The organism is Bacillus sp. FSL K6-2865 (assembly GCF_040311405.1).
GTDB classification, from domain to species: Bacteria; Bacillota; Bacilli; order Bacillales; family Bacillaceae; genus Bacillus; species Bacillus velezensis.
On sequence record NZ_CP152036.1, the window covers coordinates 2715171 to 2737782 of the forward strand.

Here is a 22612-nt window from a genome sequence, read left to right on the forward strand (position 1 = left end):
ACTAAAATATTGATGTAAAGAAGTGAAAAATTAGATGATAAAGTCTTTTTTAATGTTAGGGCAGTCGAATATGGCGGGCCGTGGATTTTTGAATGAAGTAGACCCTATCTATAATGAAAAAATTAAAATGCTGCGCAATGGACAATGGCAGATGATGACAGAGCCGATTAATTACGATCGTCCGGTTTCCGGCGTTGGCCTGGCGGCATCTTTTGCAGATGCATGGTCGAAAGCTCATCCCGATGAAGAAATTGGCTTGATCCCTTGTGCGGAAGGCGGCAGTTCATTGAATGACTGGCATCCGGAAGGCATCCTTTTTCAGCATGCTTTGTCCGAAGCCCGCTTCGCCCTCCGATCCAGTCAAATTTGCGGAATTCTTTGGCATCAAGGTGAGAGTGACAGTTATCGTTCGCTGCATGAAACTTATTACGAGAAATTAATTCTTATCATCGGGACGCTAAGAAACGAGTTGGAATTAGTTGAGGTACCGTTGATTATTGGAGGGCTTGGTGACTTTCTTGGGAAGACTGGTTTTGGACAGCACGCGACTGAATTTCGACAGGTTAATGAACAATTGCTTCGTTTTGCTGATGAACAACAGAATTGTTATTTTGTTACTGCAGCAGGTTTGACTGCGAATCCTGATGGCATTCATTTAGACGCAGCTTCACAACGCAAATTCGGTTACCGCTATTTCGAGGCTTTTTCGAAAAAGCACCATATCCTGAAACCCATTTCGGGAGAGGAGCAATCACTGAAAGTGAATGGTGACTATTCTAAAACAGAACAGATTTACCTTCATAGTATGGATTTGGCTTCGGGTAAAATCACGTACGCGGAATTTGAGGCGCGGATGGCGAAGGTGATGAAACCATGATTCCCTTACTTATCCTTGGCTTGCTCATCCAAAACCCCGGAGCTCACGGCTATGAACTTCTGGCCTTAATGGAAAAACGTCATTACAAGTACATCGTTAACTTCACGAAAGGTTCATTTTATTACAATCTGCAGCAACTTGAAGAAAAGTGTTTGATTGAACAGATTCAGCAGAAACCCTCAACCAGCGCGCGTGAAATCCGTAACTTTAACGTCACAGAATCGGGAAGGGCAGAATTCGAAAAATTAATGATCAAATACGGCACCAAATCGGAATATGTGAACCTGCAATTTTATGGGGCGTTACTCTTTGCCGATGAATTCGACAAAAATAAATTAGTGAATCTGATCCAATCACAAATCGATCAGACTAAAACTCGAATCGAGCTCCTTGATGAATACCTGTCCATCACTCAAGAAATTCCCGGCACAATCAATTACTTTCGCCGCATGAATGAAAATTCCCGTTCACATCACTTGGTTAATTTAGAGTGGTTCGAAAAATTGAAAGCAGAAATAGAGTGAACTATTGCATAATAAAAAATGCAATGTTACATATATCAGAATATTAGTTACCTGCATATAAAACCTGTGTCGCAGATATCGAGTAACACCATTGATACAGGTTTTATACCCCTTCATTTAATTAAACCAGTAATGGGGTTGTCAACACTTGCCCCAAACAAGAGCACGTGAGTCTGCTGCGTGTTCTTCTTTTTCAATCCTTCGTATTAATAAACGCTTTTTACACCTATTTAGTATTCAAGTAAGTCAACTGATTTTTCTCCACCTTCCGCTAAACTGCTGCTTGCTCTGTTGTTTTAGCTTTATCTGAATCTGTTTTGTCTGTAGAAGCAGAATCAGACCCACATGCAGCCAAAATAAAGCTTAGAGATAACGCACCAATGCCTAACCATATATTCCATTTTTCACCAACTGCTATCATGCAGGAGCAGCGCAATGAAATGAGGGATATTCTTAACGAGATAAGCGATATCGTTCATCTTGATGTCTTTTCTACAGAGGATGTCGATCAAAAGCTTGAGTCAGCTGATAAAAAAAGAAGCGACACGATACATAAACTCGGCAAACTTGATCACGATCTAACGAAAGAATACGCAGAAACCGAAGCGAACGAACAGTTCATTCAGGCCGACTTTCAGCAGCTCCAAAACGCCACAGGCAAAGGAAAAGGCGCCACGCCGCTTCACTACAACGCCAAAGCGTACAGAGAAAGTGACATACATAAGAAAAAAGGCGAGATTGCGAGACAATCGGATGCTTATTTAACGATTAAAAAGGAAGAAGCGAAAGAACGTGAAATTAAGGATTTGAAGAAAAAACTCGCTGATGGAGTAACTGATCCGGATGAATACTTAGAGATTGCGAAGAAGATCGGTTACGAGAACCTTGAACCTTCCCAACAGCAATATGTGATGCAGCTTGAACAAGCAAAACAGCTCGAAGAAGTTGGTGAAACCACATGGGAAGTCCTGAAAGGAGTTGGAGTCGGTCTCTACGATGTCGCTAAGGATACTGTGACTGGCGTTAAAGATTTAGCTGTCGGGACTTGGGAGTTTTCCCAGCTCTCCGAGGAACAAAAATTAGCCAAAACAATTTCAGCTGTATTGAAGACACCTTCCTATGCAAAAATCATATGGACAAACATAGCGGATTCATGGAATGATAAAATGGTTAACGGAGATGCATACTCACGATCTCATTATATTACCTATGTGGTCGGGAGCCTTGTTGGACTAAAAGGCGTTGGCTCTGCTGTGAAAGTAACAAGCAAACTTGGTAAAGCCGGTGCTGCCAAAGTAGATAAAGTGATTGAAGCTGGAGAAAAAGCAGCTACTAGACATGTAAACAAAGGGATTACCGTAGGGAAAAACTACATAAATTCTTTATCTAGAAATAAAGATGATCTAGCACTTGTAGGTATAGCACAAGATATTGAGAATACCCATAATGTAAAGAATACGTCTATATTAAAAAAAGCAATACAATCCAAACATGATCAATTTGTTAAAGCTGCACCATACACGTACGAAAACAGTGCGGGCAAAACAACGACCATTAACTTAAGAATGGGTCATTTGAAAAATGATGTCCATCCAGTAACAAAAGTTCCCTATGATAAAGACGGATTTCCAATATTCGAATCAAAACATACACTCACACTTGATAAAGCCGACTTTAAAAAAAGTAGAGACCAGCATTTTGACAAATTAAATAAACAATTATATAAGCAGACTGAAGAAGATCCATCATTGATTAAGAAGCTTGATTTGAACGAAGATGATTTACTTGATCTTCAAGATGGAATAACACCAGAGAAATACACATGGCACCACCATCAAACTCCTAGAAAAATGGAGCTAGTAGATCGAGTCATTCATGCTAAAACTGGTCACACTGGCGGATATAAAATTTGGGGAAAAGATGAGAAATAGGAGGTTAATCAATGCAAAGTATTAAATGGAGAAAACGAAGCACTTTTAAAGAGGCGACAAACAGTCAGATCGAAGAGGTAGAAGAAAAATTAAAAATCAAGTTCCCGACAGTTTACAGAGAGTTCATTAAAGACCATAATGGATGCTCTCCTATAGATAAAAAGGTTGTTTCATTCCAAAATTCTCGAGAATCAATAAACAATTTACTGAGTATAGGAGATCCAACTCGACCAATTGATCTCCTTAGTACACTTGATAATGTTAAAGATCGGTTAGTTGATAAGATCATACCTTTTGCTACAGATGCAGGGGGAAACCTCTTTTGTTTTGATTATAGAATGTCTTCTCAAGAACCCGTAATTGTTTTTTGGGATCATGAGATCGCTAATGAAGATAAGGGAAGTTCCATTAGCTATGTTTGTGATTCATTTACAGACTTAATGGACAAGCTTGAAGAACAACATTAAGTTTTTTGACTATAGTTTTGAAATTTTCGAACATAACACTGAGTGTCCTTGGCATTCAAGGTTCTAAAAATAGCAGAGGAATATTGATTAATGTTTGATAATTCGTTTTTAGAACAGAAGGAGTTTAACTATTGATTGATCTTACAAATACCGGTCTAAGTATTATTGCATCATTGTTAACATCATAACAATAATTATAGGGTTTGCCGCTACCAAAAAAACTCCTACTAAAATAATTCAACGAGGCAATAACAACTCTGTGCATATTGGAAAAAAGAAAATCAATATAATAAACATTTTCATGCCTAGTCAAAATCAAATAGATAAAGTCACCAATGCAAAAAGGGAGCCCGGCTCAGATAACTATTTTATGATTGTTCTTTTTTATATAGCTATCATTATCTTTGGTGCATTTTATACTAGTTACTATTATTGGTTTGTTGCAATTCTGTTGGCTGTCTTTATAATCCGGTTTATTAAGTGTATTCGTTTTTCAATTGCCATAAAGCTTACATCAAACTTGTATTACAAAAGTAAATTCTTCATCAATTTTATCCAGCAAATAATTTTATGTTGCATTCTTCTAAGTCTGCTGTTTTTTTCAGTACCACAGGAATTACAAATAGTTGCTGATCATATAAAAGTAAATTTTGAAGGAGGCACCTCCTTTAAAATTTGGCTTATAGACTTATTTAAATACACATTCAGTATATGGAATACTACTACTTTTTATTTTTTCATTTTTAGAAGCGTAGGGATGCTGATTCTTACTCTTTTTGTATTCTATACAACAGGCAAGAATGCAATACCAATTTATAAACACAAGTCTTTCAACAGAAGAAAAGTGTTGTTTAATGAACTTTCTTCTTATATTTTTGTTATTATTCTTATTTTTTTCTCCCTCTACCCATGGATATTCATAGACCTAAAAAACAGCTTAGAACCTTTGTGGATTGAATGGGCACGCAAATAAAAAATGTCAAATTTATTAGTGTTAAGGCCCCTATAGAGGGTCTTCTCTTATTTTAATAAAGTTTTAAGTTGCTCTTTCAGTCTATAAATACCATCTCGATAAGCTCGGCATTTCAAGGAGTTATGTGTCGCGGATTGAAAAACGCGCATTGATGAAAATGTTCCATGAGTTTTACCGGGCGGAGAAAGAGAAGCGGAAGAAGTCGAAGGGGAAATGAGCGAAAAGCCGGATCTGACATCCCGGCTTTTTTTATTTTCTTTTCAATATAAAACAATGATAACTTTCTTTCATCTTATGCAACCCAAAGCAGTTATGAGGTGTTTTCTTTATCTGTACAAATACAGGTGAATCACTTAATTTATTACATATAAGTTATCCTGCAAAACTGTGCACGAAATGTCGGGTAGATACATTTCGCTCCTGTTATTCTTTTGTGAAAGGAGGTCAAATAAATGGATTCGCTTAAAAGGATGAACAGCGCATTAACGTATATTGAAGAAAACCTCACGAACGATATTGATTTCAAAGAAGCAGCAAGGCTTGCTTTCTGCTCTGAATATCATTTTAAAAGGATGTTTTCCTTCCTTACAGGTATTTCATTATCGGAATATATTCGTCGACGACGTCTTACTCTTGCAGCTTTTGAACTTAAAGACAGCAGCGTAAAGGTGATTGATCTTGCAATAAAATACGGTTATCACTCACCAGATTCTTTTGCACGAGCATTTCAAAATCTGCATGGCATAAGACCATCAGAAGCTAAACATAATGGCCATTCACTTAAAGCTTATCCGCGAATGACCTTCCAGTTATCAATCAAAGGAGGAAATGAAATGAACTATCGCATTGAAGAAAAAGAGGCATTTCGCATCGTCGGCATTAAAAAAAGAGTCCCTATTTTGTTCAAAGGCGTGAATCCTGACATTGCATCGATGTGGGAAAGTTTAGATGAAGCAGCAATCAAACAACTAAAAGAGCTTTCTAATGCAGCGCCTGTAGGACTCATTAGTGCATCCACGAACTTTTCTGACGGCCGGACAGAGGAAAACGGAGAGCTTGATCACTATATTGGCGCAGCCACAACGAAACATTGCCCAAATCATCTATCACAGCTTGAAGTCCCTGCCTCAACGTGGGCTGTATTCGAAGCAGCCGGATCATTTCCGGATGCACTGCAGGAAGTATGGGGGCGGATTTATTCCGAATGGTTTCCATCGTCACATTATGAACAAATTGAAGGCCCAGAAATCCTGTGGAATGAGCATAAAGATGTAACATCGCCATCTTTTAAAAGTGAAATTTGGATACCCATTTCAAAAAAGTAATATATCTTACAATGAAATTAGAGGAATTGAAGGTTTTAAGGAAGGGGTCTCATCCCTTCCTCTTTAAGTTACTAACCCGATCTGCAGCATTATTGATGCCACTAATCTACGAATTGAGTTTTTTAATGAGCAGAGCCGTTCTTACTGAAAATCTAAATTGAGGTGTCCTATTGCGTTTTGATGATCTGCTTCTCACCTCTTATTTTCCGCCTTAACGTCCGATCCTTTCTGCAATTGCTTCTGCAAAGTCGGACGTTGATGATTGACCGCCAAGATCTCCCATTTTGATTCCTGCCTTCACGGTTTCCCGAAGTGAGTTTTCTATTAATTCCGCTGCTTCTTTCAGCTTTTTATCACGATACTGTGTACTGAGCCATTCAAACAACATAGCAGTTGAAAGTATAATACCGATAGGATTCGCAATATTTTCACTGCAATGTCAGGTGCCGAACCGTGAGCAGCCTGGGCCTTGCCTGCTTTCCCATTTGTATTAATTGACAGTGCAAGCCCCAAGCTGCCGACGAACTAAATGTACCGTCATTGCATCGATATGATAATCATCCACTTCAGGGTATTGTTCGCCACTTCTCGGCACGTATTCAAAAAGAGTCCCGAGCCATGTAACCTTCTTACGGCGTTCCATCGCACTTTGAAAGGCTGCATGCGCAATACGTGTAATAGCCTTTTTAGTGAAAACTCCAGTCAATACAGCCACTTCCGGGGTTACCTGCCATACATATTTCGGCCAGCGTAAAAGCCTTCCGTATTTTCACGGTAAATGACCAAATTAGCTTTCCCTGCAATACTTTTCATTCCAGGTATTGTCTTTGCCGGCGGCAATTGCTTTTCACTCAATGGTAACCAGCTTAAACGCTGGCTGGACAGGTTTCAGGGTGTATCTATTCATTGGAGTTCCGTTTCTTGCAACTTAACCAAAAACTTCCTCACGAAGAACAAATCACTTCTCTATTGTGGGATACTGCCGAAAATAAATCACTTCACAACAGAGAAACTGAAAGCGGTATAAAAAAACAGCTCCGTTAAAATGGCCGGAACCGTCTTTGACTTTTGGATTTTGCAGTTATCTCCATCCGTTAGTTTGAATTCAGATAATCCAAGACACGATCAACTCTTTCATTGACTGAGTAATCTCCTTCAATTTTTAACAATGGACAAGATAAATCTGCCATCCAATGTTCGTGTAAAGCTTTGCTTCTAACTTCCATTCCGGCATGATCATATAAAGAAGCCCACTCTAAAAATGTTTTTGATTGTTCATATTTACTGCCGCCGGCTAACACTTCGTTTCCATAACGCTGAAATTCCCTATGCCTTAATCTCTCAAGCCGTATATCTTGCGGAATCCATAAGAAGATGACAAGGTCAAAGTAACTTTTTAGATCATCACCCCAGCCGCACACTGCGCCAGAAAGAATCCATTTCTCATTTATTGTCAAGTCTTTTTCAAGCAACTTTCTTCTTTCAGGAATTTCTCTTTTCTTAGTGAATTTGTCTGTCCAATAGTAATCATCAGTATCAAGATGTGTATGAGGCAAATGCTTTGATAATGCAACACCCAATGTTGAAGTTCCGACTCCGGAGGCTCCCAGTATGTGAATATTTTTTTTCATAGTTCCCCCTCCTTATGAAGCAACGTAACTCCCTGTCCGTCGCACAAGGTTCTTACAATTTTAACACAACTACCCAAAAACCTTTACTCTTTGCCAAGGGAATCCAGATGCGTGTTAAAACTTTACTGCTTACGAACTTCATGGTCATTTTCAAACAGAATGATTAACTTTCTCTCCGGCCTATTTTAATATCCTCATACACTTTCTCAAAAGTCTCGATTGGCAGTGAAAACTTGGTTGTTTTCTCGTTACGATAATTGATCATGATCTCAATTTGATTATTTTTTTGTTCAAACTCAATAAGTGCATTCTCCCATTTATCTCTGATTGAAATGATACAATTTCCATTTTTCTTTTCCTTTTTCTTATAAATGTAATTCACTTTAACTCCCCTTTCATTGATCGACAAAAGGTTTCGGAATAAGGAAGCTCCTCAAAAAAAGGATCAAAACTTTTATCAAGTTTGATCCTTTTCCCTTTTTAGTCATTTCTTTGCGAACGTTTATAGACATTCACGGTTACCAACCAGCTCATAACGATGATTCCTGCAAAAAGAATGAGCATATTACCGTACAAATAAGCGGAATGATCAGCGTTAACAGGCAGCAGTCTTTGATCCAGCAAGCGGATCGATAATAAACCGCCTGCAATCGAAATACCCGTTCCCTCTGATAGAAAGCTGGTAAAATTAAGCAGACTCATTCCGGCGCCGGCTTCCTTTTGTTTCAAACTGCCAGATACCATTGTAGATATAACCGTTTTTGTGAAGGAGAGCCCCCCAAAAACAAAAACGATGATAACGGACATGAGCCATGGTGTCGCATCTATAAAAAAGGCAGCGATTAAAAAGCTGGAAAACATCAATGCAATCCCAATGGTCAGCACATATAAAGAACCTTTCCGATCAACAAGCCATCCTCCAATGTAACCGAAGATGATGACGCTCATCGTTCCGGGAAACATAATCCCGCTTCCAATTGCCGCAGTACTTAATGGTGAACATCTTTCATCATATAAGGAACCATAGACACAAATCCTGCAGCAGTGCCGAATATCAGGCCTCCGCAAAGGACGCCCATCATAAACAAGACATTTTTCCCCAGTGCAGGGTCAACAAAGGATTTTGCACTTCATCCATAACTCCCCCTGCATTGATTGATATACCTTATTATAAATCCTCAAGCAGATGTTTTGAATACTTCGCGACACACACCCGCTAAATGACGAAACATCTAAAATTTACAGTACCAAAAAACCGCAATTTCATTTGCTGTTGAAAAATTGGAATAAAGCATTGTATCGACCGCTCCTATGACAAAGTTATTTTTGGCATAAAAATGACAAGCTGAAACATTAATATCTTGTGTTTCAAGCATAAGACCGCATAAATGATTCTCCTTTGCCCACTCAACCGCTTTATGCAATAAAGCCGTCCCGACACCATTTTTTCTATAATCTTCTGCAACGGCAATGTCTTCAATCAATGCGTATCCATTCCAATTAGAACGAAGCTTGCTCCGGCCGACACAGTCGTTCTCTGCGTAATAAAAAAAGACAACTTTATCCTCTTCTTCAATATAACTGGCATCAATGTCTTCATCGTCATATTTTTTGACATAAGGTTCAGCAAATTTCTCCTCTGTATATGTCCAACCATTGTTTTCAAATGAAGGGATGATTCTCCCTGAAACAACGAAAGGTTCGTTTGGTTTATTGAAGTCTTTCATATTGAATCGAGTCATTTTAGTTATCATCATAATCACCTTTCTGATTTATTTACTTTACATCTTTTGAACTGTTGATTCGTCTGCATGTCATGGATACCGGTTTAATAACTCTAAAAAACAAAAAAGATACCAACATCGATTGGTTCATCTATTCATTCGAGCCCTTACAACAATATCCTATTTCGGAGCTTCCAAACCGAATTTAATCCATTCCTCTTTTGCCGGACCATAAATACCCGGAACAGGTAAACCTGCTTGTCTCATAAGGACAGTCATTTGTCCTCGATGATGGTTTTGATGTTGAATTAAAAACATCAAAAGTGAACCATTTGGCAATTGCTGACCAATAAAGTTGACACACTCTTGAAGTGTATCGTCAGTCCATTGCGTTTTTAAGGCCTGCACAAATGCATTACTGGCTTGATGATAACTCTCAGCAATAAACCGCGCCGATGCAGGGACAGGATAATCTTCGGCCGGAGCGTGAAACGTTAAATCTGTGTTTGAGGTAATGATGTGAATGGCAGCGACAGTATGCCAAGCAATACGGCCTAAAGTCCAATGTTGTGAAGTGATTTCTTGTTTAAGTGATTCATCAGTCAGATGATTCAGCAGTTTTTGTGTCGCATCGGCTTCGAATTCCCAAGATTTCAAAAAATGGTCTAAGGTTTGAAACATAAAAATCCTCCTTATCCTTTTTTGTTTTTCTATGTATCTACAGTTCAATTATAGTGCTCCGTTTAGTTAAAAAAGAACAAAACGATAGACAGACATTTTTAACAGAAAGCCCGATCTGACAACAACAGACAAAATATAAGAACATAACGGATAACTTTATACTTCTTTTTCCTTAATCGACAAAAAAAGGATATCTGTTCAAACAGGATTCTTCTGTCTAATATTTTCTCTTTGCGAAAGCCCATATCGTCTTAGTGATTGAACCGGAGACAAAACAGCTCCCCGTCATCATAGCCACCCAAATGAAAAATGTCGGTTCAGCACCTATTACAATAAACATGAATATCAAGGACAAAATGAAGACAATAACAACCATCATCCATACTTTTTTAAAGATGAAATATCCTAAAATCCCTAACAGAAAAGATGCTGCCGGAAGAAAAATAAGAATGATATACGCGGGGCTCAACAGCGGGCTAATACAAACACCTCCCAATTTATTTAAAAACGAGGAAGTTCCTACTTTTTGTCTGATATGAAGTGATTTTTTTCATCTTGATATTACACCGCTTCATCCATTTTATACATATTATACCAATATAATCGAGTCAAATATAGATATTTATTCATTTTTAACATATTTTAGAAAAATCAGGAGTGAATTAACGTCTGTGGATAGACCGCTTTTTCTATCCCTAGTAAGTCCTGCCGCATTGATTTTAGCCCATCATTGTTTTTGCAGCGCTAATATTCTCAAAATCGTGTGCATGACGCTGCTTTCCTCATTTGATTTGATGACAAAGTGCGCCGCATCTTTTATTTCGTCAATGGCGTTCTTAACCGCAAAGCTGTAGGATGCCGCTTCCATCAATTCTTTGTCATTGCGGCCGTCTCCGAACGCCATTGTTTCATCAGCCGAAACCCCTAATAATCGCTGCAGTTCTTGTACTGTTGTTCCTTTATGTATTCCGATATTTGCTATGTCCATCCAGGTATCCTCTGATGCTACGATATATAATTGGTGAAAAAATTCATGCAGCTTTTCTCTCGTTTCCGGACAGTTGGCGTCGGGATCATGAACCGTAATCTTGATAAAATCATCTTTTATCTCAGTAAAATCAGTTATTTTCGTTACATGTGCATAAGAGGCATTTACATATTTCATTTCACTTTCAGACAGATTTTCTTTTACGATCGCGCCATTTTTTGTGCATGCGATAATGCTATGCCCGCAGCTGATTTTTTCTAAAGCGCCTATAATTGACAGTCCCGCTTCATTGCTGATCAAAGATTCATATACGAACTTGCCGTTCTTTTTTATACGTGTGGCACTGTCTCCTAAAATCCAAAAATCTTTCGCATCTTCTCCGAATAAAGCTTCCACTCTTTCACACTGCTTCCCGGTGCAGAGGGCGAAAGCGACATGCTGTTCCTCCATTACTCGTTTTGTCTTTTCAAATAACGTTCTGTCAAAATCGCCTTGATTATTTAAAAATGTACCGTCTAAATCCGTAATCACTAATTTAATCATCGTTCAGCACCTCCGCAGTTAAAACGTCTTTTTCAGACAAAGGGTTTCTCACATTTTAGAATGGAATCAATCGCATTTAAGACCCCTTCTTCATTGTTTAATTGCGTGATATGCGCCGCAGCCTGTTTAATGCTTTCATGCGCATTATCCATGGCGACCCCGTATTTCACGGCGGACACCATCTCCAGATCATTGCCGCTGTCTCCGAAGGCCGCGCATTCTTCATCATTTATCCCCCATTGTTTCTGGAGAAGCTTAATCCCGCTTGCTTTATGAAGCCCCGGTATGATCAGATCTATGTCACCGTGCCCGCTTGATACAGGCGTAACGAAAGACCCGATTGCGTTTTTCAAATAGCTCAGAAGTGCGGAACAATGTTCGGCGGGAAAGCTGATGGAAAATTTTAAAATGTCATCATCGATGTTTTCAAAATGCGGCACCCTTTTTAACACATAATAATACTTACTGGCATGCAGATATTCATCTTCACCGGCATTTTCATGAATATACGCGCTTTTTTTTCCGCAGACAATGACGTTTTTCACCTCATACTGCTCTAAAGCACGGATCACTGCTTTTATAGTGTCTTCAGACATGTTACCCGCGAATAATTCTTCTCCGGCATTCACGACGAAAGCGCCATTCTCAGAAACGAAAGCGATTTCACTTTTGATTTCCGGAAAGAAGGATGTAAGCTGCGCATATTGGTTTCCGCTTGCTACGGCAAATTTAATTCCCCGCGATTTTAATTCACGATACTGATTCATAAAACGCTCTTTGTTATAGGCCATTTCATCATTCAAAAACGTTCCGTCCATATCAACCGCTATCAGTTTGATACTCATATTGTCCTCCTTTTTTCGGCCGCTTTTGTCAGAGACCCTTGAAGAGATCATGCATAAAGCGTATGAACGAATTATATCCGCAGTTGTTTTGCGCCGTAAATCATTGGCTGACGTCTTGTTTTGAATGACACAAAAAGTGATTTGTCACATAAATATAACACTATGTTTCTTTTAAAAATGTTATGTTACGATTAGATGTACATTCACCATTCTCATAAAAAGGAGAATCCCCCTGCATGTTCACACACGAAATGATTGCTTCATTTAACGAGCTTGAAACTTCTTTATACAACTACATCTCCCAAAACAGCGAGAAAGTCGTCTATATGCGAATCCGTGAATTGGCAAATGAAACCCATGTATCTACGGCTTCTATTTTACGTTTCTGCAAAAAAATAAACTGTGAAGGGTTTTCGGAGTTTAAGGTGAAGCTGAAAATGTATACGGAGGCAAATAAAAAAACGATTTTAAAGAGTCCCCATCATTCCGTTGCCGAGTTTTTTGAAAGAACAGTAAGCGGAGGGATGGAAGAAAAGCTGAAGGAAGCAGCAGCCCTTGCGGCCGATGCAGAAAGCGTTATTTTTATCGGAGTGGGAAGTTCAGGAATTCTCGCCGAATACGGAGCCAGATATTTTTCGTGCTTAGGGAAACTTTCAATGTATATTAAAGATCCTTACTTTCCGGCCCATTCCCATTTCCGTCATAACAGCATCACGATCGCATTATCGGTTTCAGGTGAAGGAGATTCTACGGTGACTCATCTGAATCAGCTGAAACAAGAAGGCAGCCGGGTCATCAGTATTACAAATCATAAACATTCAACCATTGCCAAAATGGCCGATGTGAATATTTCATATTACGTGACGGAAGAATGGGTTGAAAATGCGAATATCACCACCCAAATCCCCGCTATGTACATACTTGAATCAATGGCTCGGGAGATATACAAATTGAGAGAATAAATTCAGGAACGAAAACACTGATACACTGGAGATTTCGCCCTTTTTGTAAAACCCTTCTCTGATGCTAGAGAAGGGTTTTGAAGATCACAGATGAGACACAATACAATTTGCATGGCCTGCCAGTTTATATTCTCCCAAACCGGAAGGCAGGAGAATATGATCTCCTTTTCTAAAGGGATATTCATGACCGCCTGCAATCATTATTCCGTCTCCTTCGATCACGCTGACAAGAAGGAAGGGATGATGCTGGAATAGATTTGCTTCACCTTTTACATCCCACTTTTCGACTGAAAAATAAGGACATTCTATTAAAACAGCTGCCAGCAGATCATCTGTTTGTTTATATTGAACGGTCGGCCGTTCACGGACAGATGGAATGTCTATCACTTCTATACTTTTTTCCAAATGGAGCTCGCGCATCCTGCCGTCCGCATCTTTTCTTCCGTAGTCATACAATCTGTAAGTCGTATCTGAATTTTGCTGCGTCTCTAAAATAAGTGTGCTCTTTCCAATCGCGTGAACAGTGCCGCTTGGGACAAAGAAGAAATCTCCCGGCTTTACCTTAACTCTGTTCAGGAGCCCGTCCCATTCTCCGCGCTCAATCATGGATATCAGTTCTTCTTTTGTTGTTGCGTTGTGGCCGAAAATGATCTCCGCATCTTTTCCACAATCAATGATATACCAGCATTCGGTTTTTCCAAGTTCCCCGTTTTCATGCATTTTGGCAAAGTCATCATTCGGATGCACCTGAACGGACAGGTCTTGGTCCGCATCCAAAATTTTTGTAAGAAGAGGAAAACGATCTCCTTCAAGGTTTCCGAATAAATCTCTGTGATGCTCCCACAATTTACCGAGCGTACATCCTTTATACATGCCGTTTCGAACTGTGCTCTGTCCATTTTGATGAGCGGCGAAGGCCCAGCACTCCCCTGTCCGCTCGGACGGAATATTATAGTGAAAATCACGCAGGGCGGCGCCTCCCCAAATCCTTTCTTTGAAAACCGGATTGAAAAATATCGGTTCAGTAGACATGATCATCCCCCGCTTTATTCGATTTCTTCCAAAAGCTCATACGCCTCTTCTTTTGTCCGAACGGAGAGCAGCCTTTCCCGATAGCTGTCATCCATCAGTTTTCGGGATAACATCTGCAATATTTTCAGATGCTGATTTCCGCCGCTTTCCTTCGGTACGGCAATCATAAAAATCAGTTTTGCATCAGAACCATCAAGGCTGTTCCAGTCAACACCCGAACGCCTTATTCCGAATGCGACACCCGGCGTTTTGACGGTTTCAGACTTTCCGTGCGGAATGGCGATATTCATACCTATCGCCGTGGTTCCCTGCTGTTCCCGGCTCAAAATGGCCTGCTTAAATCCGCTGTCAGACAGCAGCATACCTTTACGGGACATTTTCTCGATCATTTCATCGATAATGTCATCCCTCGTTTCGCCGGATAAATGCGGTTCAATCAAGTCCGTACTGATAATGTCAGTCAGTTTTTTGATTTCGGTCATCCCGGCTTTTCGGCTGTCAGCCTGAGATGGTTCCTTTCTTTCTTTTGCCGCTGCAGCTTCATTTGGTTCGGCAGACGGCAGCACCTCGCCGGGCGCGGGGGATTTCGCCATATCTTTCTTCAGTACATTAACCAACAGAGCGGTGACAAGAGAGCCTGCTGTTACAGCGATAAAAAACATCAGTACATGATCTACTGCTCCAAGTACAGCAACGATGGGGCCGCCGTGTGCCACTCTGTCCCCCACATGGCCGATCATCGCTATCACCGAGCCGGTCATAGAACCCGCCATAATACTCGGGATCACACGAAGGGGGTCTTGGGCCGCAAATGGAATGGCTCCTTCCGTGATACCGAAAAGGCCCATCGTAAATGATGCTTTTCCCATTTCTCTTTCTGCGGCGGCGAATTTTCTTTTTCCTAAAAACGTTGCAATCCCAAGCCCTATCGGCGGTATACAAATGGAAACGGCAATCGGGCCCATAATTTCATAATTTCCTTCTCCGATCATTGCCGATCCGAAAAGAAAGGCCACCTTGTTTACGGGTCCTCCCATATCAAAGGAGATCATCGCTCCTAAAATCAATGCCAGGAGAATTGAGCTCGAACCTTTCATTCCCGCAAGCCAAACCGTTAATGATGCGAAAATATGAGCGACGGGGGCGCCGATCAGAAAGACAAACGCCAAACCGACGATCAGTGAGGCAAACACCGGAATAATAATAATCGGCATAATCGGCTGAATTGCTTTAGGAACTTTACATTTTTTGATTCCAAGCGCCGCATATCCCGCCAAAAATCCCGCAATGATTCCTCCAAGAAATCCTGCGCCGCTTGCACTGTCGTAAAAGCTGCCGGCTGCCGCAATATATCCGCCGATCATTCCGGGGACAAGACCCGGCTTATCAGCGATGCTGAACGCGATGTACCCGGCTAAAATCGGGATCATGAATGAAAAAGAAGCACTGCCGATCTGTTCAATCGTTTTCCAAAAAGACTCGTCCGGAATGACTAACCCCTTTGGTGTTTTTTCTCCTCCAAGCGTCAATGCAACCGCTATTAATAATCCGCCGACGACAATGAAAGGAACCATAAAAGAAACGCCGTTCATTAAATGACGGTAAATCGGGTTTTGTTTTTTGCCCTGCTGACTTGCGGATTCAGCTTTTGAAGCAGATTGATAGACCGGCACTTCACCGCTAAGCGCTTTTTGAATTAATTCTTCCGGTTTGCGGATGCCTTCCTGAACCCCGACAGCCAGCAGCTTTTTTCCCGCGAATCGGTCTTTGTTCACCGAGCGGTCCGCCGCGATAATGATTGCGTCTGCTTCCCCGATTTCCTCTTCGGTCAGCCTATTTTCCACCCCGATTCCGCCCTGGGTTTCCACTTTGATCTCAACGCCTAATCTGCCGGCTGCTTTTTGTAAATTTTCAGCAGCCATATACGTATGGGCAATGCCGTTCGGACATGATGTAATCGCTAACAGTTTCATATAAATCCTCCTTTGCAGTCTGAATTTCAAGATCTTGTCTCAACTTTATACTGAAATCAGCCTGTGATAAGCGCGTTTTTTTACCATAAGTTCCGGAAATAACGGCATTTTTCCCTATAAACAGAAAAAAAGCAGGGAGCCATTCCCTGCTTTTAATAGTTTAAATACGATAAAAACGTCATCACATTTTTTTCTTCCGTCAGTTTTTGAATAAATGCCGGCTGCTCGCTAAGATAGGAAAGCTCACTGAATAATTGCTTTACCTTGTTTTGATCTTCGTGTTTGACGGCAAGCATAAAAACGAGCGACACCTTTTCTGTCCCCCATTCAATCGGCTCTTTTAAGGTGGCGATTGCAATGGCTGATTGTTTGATATATTTAGAGTTCGCGTGAGGGATGGCAATACCCGCCCCGATATTTGTCGCCGACATTTTTTCTCTCATTACTGCATGAATGCCATACTCTTTTTCTACATAACCTTTTTCATACAAAGCCTGCGCCAGCTTTTCAATGACCTGATAACGGTGCTCTGTCTCTTGCTGTAAAAAAACGAGAAACGGAGTCGTGTCGTTCAGCATTTTAAACGTTTTTTGCTCCCGGCGGTGTGATGTATCAAGCTGTTGCATAAATGCGCTGAGCTTCTTTTCATCAGCAGACTCCAAAAGCGGTGATACGACAATATGAGGGATCGTTACATTTCCAAGCCCTATCGTAGAAATGACGAAATCTATATCTTTATGCTTTTTGATATACTCTGTCAGCTCCGCTTTTGCGATACAGTCTTTTACCGTAATGTGATGAAATTTGCGTTCAATTTTAGTCCGCAGCAATTGTGACATGCCAATGCCCATATGGCAGACGATGATCGTCCTTTTAGGGTTATGACTGCTTCGGCGCAGCCGTTCGATCGCTGCCTGAAAATGCAGCGTCAAATAGGCCGCCTCTTCTTCAGGAATATAAAGATCAAATGTTTGATTGATGTCTTCTAAAACGTCAATGATAAGATGAAACAAATAAGGGTACATTTTTTTGATGTCGTGAAGCATGGGGTTTGAAACAGAGAGATCATAGCTCAGCCGCTTCAACACCGGATCGAGATGAATGTTCAATCCGTTGATCAGTTCCCGGTCTTTATGAAAATCCAGCATTTGCAGTTCTGAAACACGATTGATCAAATGCCTGACGACTTTGGAAAGCTCAGAATCTTCAAGATCAAGCTTCTTTTCTTGCTGCGATGGATAGCGGACTTTCCCGCCTATTATATGTAAAGTTAAATAGACGGCTTCTTCCTCAGGAAACCGTATGGCAAATACCGGCTCAAGCCGTTTTAAACAAGCCAGTGTCCATTCATATTCTTTCTTCTTTTTTACCGCGTCCAGCTGTCTTGCAGAAATGGCGACCGGCTGTTTCATTTTGATACGGCGGATAGTCAGCAATGTATGCAGCAGCAAACTTTCAAATGTTTCATCCGTAAAATAGATAGAATGGTTTTTTTGTAATAACTTGATTTCTTTTCTCACAAAGTCCGCTTCATGACTTAAAAACTTACTTTTTATAAATTGGCTTGTAAACTCCGTATTATCAATCAAATCTGAAATTCGCGCCAATGCTTTTCTTTTGTTTTTTTCGTCCCCTTCAATCTTTAAGCCGAGCCGCTGTTTAGAAACCAGTATGAGATCAAATCGCTTCAGCCACTCTTCAACCGCACTTACATCCTTTTTAATGGAAGCTCTGTTTACAAAATGCTGTGCGGCAATTTCTTTTGCGGAAACGGGCTTTGAATTCATTAATAAATCATAAGCGATGTGAAGTATTCTTTCTTCATCGGTCTTGTGCCTGCACGTAAAGTGCTCATTATAAATTTGCCGGCTTAACCGTGACCTTTCCTGTTCAGATATATGTAAATAGACGCCTAATCCCGGTTTGCGGATCAGCTGAGCTTGAGCATGTTCATTCAGGAAATCTTCAATCGTTTTCAAATCATTCCTGATCGTTTTTTCAGAACAGCGGACCCTGTCTGCGAAATCTTGCACAACTAAGTAGTCATCAGGTTCAGATAACAACAGATACAAAATCTTTTTCTGCCTTGAATTCATGTATTTCATCTGTTTTTCTATCCTTCCTGTCCGTTTCTGCTGGAGCAATTGTGATAGGTTAAATATACTACACATACGAAACCGTTTTCATTTTATAATGAAACAAAAGAGTAAAAAGTTTTGTTTTTTACCGCAGATTCCGGAAAAATCATGTTTTATACTAAAGCTGTTCACCTTTGGTTGACAACAAAACACCAACCGTTTTTAAACGATTGGTGTCGGCAGCGAAAACCTGCTGTTACAGCCAAAATGTTTCGCCAAGCGCTAATACTTTCAGGTTTTCAGGAGGTAATGCAAGCCGATACCACTCGCCGTGCAGTCTGCTTAGTGCTTCCGGGCCTGTATCATCAGCAAGCCGGAATGCCCCGTAATGCATGGGAATGAAGCTGTCAGCCTTCAGCTCCAAAAACGCTTTCACGGCGTCTTCCGGATTGATATGTGACACTTGCATAAACCATTCCGGTTCGTATGCTCCGATCGGCATCAGAGCCGCCTTAATACGAAACCTCTCTCCGATTTCTTTAAAGCCTTCAAAATAGCCTGTATCTCCTGCAAAATAGATGGACTCGCCGTTTTTGCTTTCTATGACCCAGCCTCCCCAATGAGAGGTATCGGTATCCCAAAGCGTTCTCCGTGTCCAGTGCTGGGCCGGAACAAATGATATGTTCACCCCCCGCATCTCAAAACGATCCCACCAATTCATTTCATGGACCTTTTTGCGGTCTTTTTTGTTGAACAGCTTTTTCAGTCCCGCAGGCACGTAAAAATCCGGGTTTCCTCTCAGTTTTTTTATACTCGGAAAATCAAGATGGTCATAATGCCCATGTGAGATGAGCACGGCATCAATGTCAGGCAGTTCGCTCAATTCATATCCCGGCTCTGTCAGCCGTTTTTGAAAACCCATCCTCCGCGCCCATACAGGGTCGGTCATTATGTTAAACCCCTGTATTTGGATCAGAAATGAAGAATGGCCGATCCATGTTATGGCGGTTTCCGTCCGATTGACGGCAACATCACGGACATCCCTTGTGACCGCTTTCGGAATGTTCTCGCTTAAGTCTTTACTTTTTTCTCTTCGTTCTTTCATCCATTTCCACATGTCCCTGAATCCATGTTCATTCTTCACGCCATTCAAGTTTTCATATCTTTTTTTCATTATCATTCTCCCTTGACACGTGTTCCATTAGATTCATCGGACATTTATACAATGTCTGTAAATACCGCCCCGCTTGCTTTGGCCAAATCTTGAGGCGCTGCTTTCAGCTGCATTCCGATTTTCCCCGCACTGACAATCATAAACTCCAGTGTTTCAGCGGATCTATCAATAAAAGTCGGAAACCTTTTTTTCATGCCGATCGGAGAGCAGCCGCCGCGCATATAGCCGGTTACTCCCAAAAGGTCCTTCGTGGCAATCATTTCTATTTTCTTCTCACCTGCCGCCTTCGCAGCTTTTTTCAGATTCAGTTCTTTTGCAACGGGAACGACAAAGACGTAATAACGATCAGTTCCTGCAGATGCCACTAAGGTTTTATAAACATATTCGGCAGCGTATCCGATTTTTTGTGAAACGGAAAGACCGTCTGCGGGCTGTCCCCCTTCTGTTTTGTAACCTAATAGCTCATAGGGAATGTTTTGCTGCTCAATGATACGGACAGCATTTGTTTTCACTGTTTTTTTCGCCATGGTTTTCCTCCGTTTTCTGTATTTCTTTCTGCTTTATTTTCAACTTCGATTTTAATAAAATGACCGCTCAGTTGCGTGCTTTGTAATACTCAAGTGCAAACTGTTTAAAACGCTCAGCAGCGGGAGAGAGAGCATGGTTTTTCAGCTGGGCTAACGCTATGGTGCGTTCGCATTGGTAATCTGCAACCGGAAGAAAAACGACCGGAAAGTATGAATGCTCCGCGGTTTTCGGCAGCACTGCAGCCCCCAGACCCGCGGCGGTCAGTCCTAATATGGTTGACACTTCCTCTCCTTCAAATGCGAGATGCGGGTGTATATTCAAATCCCGGCACATCAGATCAAACATATACCTCAGCCCGTATCCCGGTTTAAAACCCACAAAATCCTCGTCCTGCATCTCTTTCATTTGAATGCTTTTATTTCCTGCAAGCGGGTGGTTCTCAGGTAGCACCGCATAAAGAGGCTCTTTCTCCAGCACTGTCCATTGTAAAAGCTCGCTGGGAAGCGGCGGAGAGCTGAGACAGATATCCGCATCTCCCGTTTCCACCATTTTGCGAAGCGTTTCATTTGCGCCTTGATAAAGCCGGAAGGTCACGTTTGGGTATAGCTTTTTAAATTCGGCAATCAGCTGAGGCATTAAGCGCAGCCCGAGTGTATGAAGAAATGATACAGATATTTCGCCGTGCTCCAGGCTCATATTCTTTTTCACTTGTTCAACGCCTTCATTTAAAGCTCTTCTCGCTTGTTTTGCTTTTATTAAGAACTGCTCTCCGTGTCTTGTCAGCCGGACGGCTTTTGTCTCTCTGTAAAATAACGGCGCGCCTAATTCTTCTTCGAGCCTGATAATCGATCGGCTTAATGCCGGCTGAGAAATCATTCTTTCTTTTGCCGCATTTGTGAAATGCTGATGAGCTGCCGCCGCAATGAAGTTGTCAATTTGATGAAGCTCCATTTTCTCCTTCTCCCCTTTCTTCATAACCTACACGCATTAATTCTATAGTTATTATAAATTAGACACATTGAAATGAAAAGCGTACGATACATATATAACCAACAGTGAGAAAAGAGGGACATTCATGACGTTTATTCAGCCTCATACAAAGGCTTACAGAAAGGCCAGCTTGGCTCTGTTTATCAGCGGCTTTGTGACCTTCGCCACGCTTTACACGACACAGCCGCTTCTGCCTTTGTTTTCGGAAGAGTTTCATATTTCCGCTGCGGCTGCCAGCTTAACTTTATCCATCTCAACAGCCGTTTTGGCATTTTCATTATTGGCCGCCGCTTCGTTGTCTGACGGATTCGGCAGAAAAAAATTAATGGTGCTGTCGTTAACAGCTACTTCTGTTTTAGGTCTATTAACAGCGTTCAGTCCGGCTTTTCCCGCGCTTTTGGCGATGAGGGCGCTGCTCGGTATTTTCCTGGCAGGCGTTCCGGCTGTCGCTATGACATATGTAGGCGAGGAGTTTGATCCGAAGGGCCTCGGGAAAATGATGGGCTTGTATATCAGCGGCACAAGCATCGGGGGAATGAGCGGCAGGCTGTTAACGGGGCTTCTGACCGATGTATTCGGCTGGCGGCCGGCGCTTGCCATCATCGGCATTCTTTCTATTGTATTAAGCTATTTGTTTTGGCGTTTTCTTCCGGCTCCGCGCCATTCATCTCAGCGGCATGCGGGCGTAAAAGCGGCATGTAAGGAATACGGAGCGGTCCTGCACCGCAAACGGCTGCTTTTGTTAATATCTCTGGGATTTATATTAATGGGGAGTTTTGTGACATTATATAATTATATCGGCTTTCATTTAATGGCGGCTCCTTATCATTTGTCGCAGACTGTGATCGGTTTTATTTTTATTGTCTATCTCGCGGGAACGTTCAGCTCGGTCTATATGGGGAAAAAAGCAGATCTTTTCGGAAGCGGAAAAATGATTAAGATTGCGATTTTTGTTATGCTTGCCGGCGCAGCGGTGACACTTTTGCCCCAGCTTGCGCTTAAAATCGCGGGGATTGCCGTCTTTACCTTCGGCTTTTTCGGCGCGCATTCGATCGCAAGCGCCTGGGTCGGCCGCGCAGCCGGTGATCATCGTGCGCAAGCCTCTTCATTATATCTGCTTGCATACTATATCGGTTCAAGCGTGGCAGGGTCTTGCGGCGGTTTCTTTTGGACGCATTTTCATTGGATCGGTATCATTTCATTTATTTCGGTTTTGCTATTGCTGTCTTATCCGGTTTTATTTCTGGCGGAATTCAGAAAAAAGGGACATAGCCGCCTGCATGTAAATCAATAAAAACATTAAAGATTTGTGCCTTTTGTCCGATACTAAAGATAAGGCCGGCACGATACTCCCTATAACTATTCC

At 41.4% G+C, this 22612-nt stretch carries 20 protein-coding genes and 3 pseudogenes; 8 read left to right on the forward strand and 15 right to left on the reverse strand.

Annotated elements, in window-relative coordinates:
- Window positions 1-34 precede the first annotated feature (34 nt).
- From NYE42_RS13355 to NYE42_RS13380, 6 genes and pseudogenes are all read left to right on the forward strand, one after another.
- Window positions 35-877 carry a sialate O-acetylesterase gene (locus NYE42_RS13355; RefSeq protein ID WP_352426510.1) on the forward strand — a complete coding sequence of 281 codons (843 nt, stop codon included), beginning with the start codon at window positions 35-37 and terminating at the stop codon, window positions 875-877.
- A complete protein-coding gene (locus NYE42_RS13360; RefSeq protein WP_352426511.1) occupies window positions 874-1401 on the forward strand; it encodes a PadR family transcriptional regulator in 528 nt (175 codons plus the stop codon). Before NYE42_RS13355 ends, NYE42_RS13360 begins: the two co-directional genes overlap by 4 nt.
- A 356-nt stretch (window positions 1402-1757) precedes the next feature.
- Window positions 1758-3332, forward strand: a complete 1575-nt coding sequence (locus tag NYE42_RS13365; RefSeq protein WP_352427014.1) for an HNH endonuclease — start codon at window positions 1758-1760, stop codon at window positions 3330-3332.
- Between the two features lie 11 nt (window positions 3333-3343).
- Entirely contained in the window at window positions 3344-3799 is a 456-nt protein-coding gene (locus tag NYE42_RS13370) for an SMI1/KNR4 family protein (RefSeq protein ID WP_352426512.1), read from the forward strand.
- 1073 nt (window positions 3800-4872) lie between these two features.
- A pseudogene (locus NYE42_RS13375) lies at window positions 4873-4989 on the forward strand (sigma factor-like helix-turn-helix DNA-binding protein); the annotation flags it as partial.
- A gap of 235 nt (window positions 4990-5224) precedes the next feature.
- Complete coding sequence (locus tag NYE42_RS13380; RefSeq protein WP_144663961.1) at window positions 5225-6097, forward strand: AraC family transcriptional regulator; 873 nt, start codon at window positions 5225-5227, stop codon at window positions 6095-6097.
- Between the two features lie 211 nt (window positions 6098-6308).
- Here NYE42_RS13380 and NYE42_RS13385 read toward each other — a convergent pair.
- The 9 genes and pseudogenes from NYE42_RS13385 to NYE42_RS13425 all read right to left on the reverse strand — a co-directional run.
- A pseudogene (locus NYE42_RS13385) lies at window positions 6309-6937 on the reverse strand (isocitrate/isopropylmalate family dehydrogenase); the annotation flags it as partial.
- Between the two features lie 254 nt (window positions 6938-7191).
- Window positions 7192-7728: an AAA family ATPase gene (locus NYE42_RS13390; RefSeq protein WP_352426513.1), complete on the reverse strand. Its 537-nt coding sequence runs from the start codon at window positions 7726-7728 to the stop codon at window positions 7192-7194.
- A gap of 163 nt (window positions 7729-7891) precedes the next feature.
- Entirely contained in the window at window positions 7892-8110 is a 219-nt protein-coding gene (locus NYE42_RS13395) for a hypothetical protein (RefSeq protein ID WP_031378922.1), read from the reverse strand.
- A 98-nt stretch (window positions 8111-8208) separates the two neighbouring features.
- Window positions 8209-8846: pseudogene (locus NYE42_RS13400) on the reverse strand (MFS transporter); the annotation flags it as partial.
- Window positions 8847-8960: 114 nt separating this feature from the next.
- Window positions 8961-9482 (reverse strand): streptothricin N-acetyltransferase SatA, encoded by a 522-nt coding sequence (gene satA / locus NYE42_RS13405; RefSeq protein ID WP_080130358.1) that lies wholly within the window; start codon window positions 9480-9482, stop codon window positions 8961-8963.
- Between the two features lie 150 nt (window positions 9483-9632).
- Window positions 9633-10133, reverse strand: coding sequence for a DinB family protein (locus tag NYE42_RS13410; protein ID WP_012118046.1), 501 nt, complete (start codon window positions 10131-10133; stop codon window positions 9633-9635).
- 217 nt (window positions 10134-10350) lie between these two features.
- Complete coding sequence (locus NYE42_RS13415) at window positions 10351-10629, reverse strand: DUF2651 family protein (protein WP_338422547.1); 279 nt, start codon at window positions 10627-10629, stop codon at window positions 10351-10353.
- Window positions 10630-10860: 231 nt separating this feature from the next.
- Window positions 10861-11664, reverse strand: coding sequence for an HAD-IIB family hydrolase (locus NYE42_RS13420; protein WP_352426514.1), 804 nt, complete (start codon window positions 11662-11664; stop codon window positions 10861-10863).
- 32 nt (window positions 11665-11696) lie between these two features.
- The gene (locus NYE42_RS13425; RefSeq protein ID WP_061582049.1) at window positions 11697-12509 is read right to left on the reverse strand and encodes a Cof-type HAD-IIB family hydrolase; all 813 of its coding nucleotides are present in this window, start codon (window positions 12507-12509) and stop codon (window positions 11697-11699) included.
- 236 nt (window positions 12510-12745) lie between these two features.
- Between NYE42_RS13425 and NYE42_RS13430 the strand changes: the two genes are divergently transcribed.
- Complete coding sequence (locus NYE42_RS13430; protein WP_015417885.1) at window positions 12746-13471, forward strand: MurR/RpiR family transcriptional regulator; 726 nt, start codon at window positions 12746-12748, stop codon at window positions 13469-13471.
- Between the two features lie 84 nt (window positions 13472-13555).
- On the opposite strand, the gene manA is transcribed toward NYE42_RS13430, so the two are convergent.
- From manA to NYE42_RS13460, 6 genes are all read right to left on the reverse strand, one after another.
- Window positions 13556-14503 carry a mannose-6-phosphate isomerase, class I gene (gene manA / locus NYE42_RS13435; protein ID WP_352426515.1) on the reverse strand — a complete coding sequence of 316 codons (948 nt, stop codon included), beginning with the start codon at window positions 14501-14503 and terminating at the stop codon, window positions 13556-13558.
- Between the two features lie 14 nt (window positions 14504-14517).
- Window positions 14518-16476 (reverse strand): fructose-specific PTS transporter subunit EIIC, encoded by a 1959-nt coding sequence (locus NYE42_RS13440; protein WP_352426516.1) that lies wholly within the window; start codon window positions 16474-16476, stop codon window positions 14518-14520.
- Between the two features lie 152 nt (window positions 16477-16628).
- Window positions 16629-18581, reverse strand: a complete 1953-nt coding sequence (locus tag NYE42_RS13445) for a BglG family transcription antiterminator (RefSeq protein ID WP_144663954.1) — start codon at window positions 18579-18581, stop codon at window positions 16629-16631.
- A gap of 229 nt (window positions 18582-18810) precedes the next feature.
- Window positions 18811-19728 (reverse strand): MBL fold metallo-hydrolase, encoded by a 918-nt coding sequence (locus NYE42_RS13450; RefSeq protein ID WP_342497000.1) that lies wholly within the window; start codon window positions 19726-19728, stop codon window positions 18811-18813.
- A 44-nt stretch (window positions 19729-19772) separates the two neighbouring features.
- A complete protein-coding gene (ybaK, locus tag NYE42_RS13455; RefSeq protein ID WP_060674684.1) occupies window positions 19773-20255 on the reverse strand; it encodes a Cys-tRNA(Pro) deacylase in 483 nt (160 codons plus the stop codon).
- A 67-nt stretch (window positions 20256-20322) separates the two neighbouring features.
- Entirely contained in the window at window positions 20323-21207 is an 885-nt protein-coding gene (locus NYE42_RS13460) for a LysR family transcriptional regulator (protein ID WP_015240269.1), read from the reverse strand.
- 124 nt (window positions 21208-21331) lie between these two features.
- Here NYE42_RS13460 and NYE42_RS13465 point away from each other — a divergent pair, with 124 nt between their 5' ends.
- On the forward strand, window positions 21332-22540 hold the full coding sequence (locus tag NYE42_RS13465) for an MFS transporter (protein WP_332275838.1): 1209 nt from the start codon (window positions 21332-21334) through the stop codon (window positions 22538-22540).
- Window positions 22541-22612: the final 72 nt, after the last annotated feature.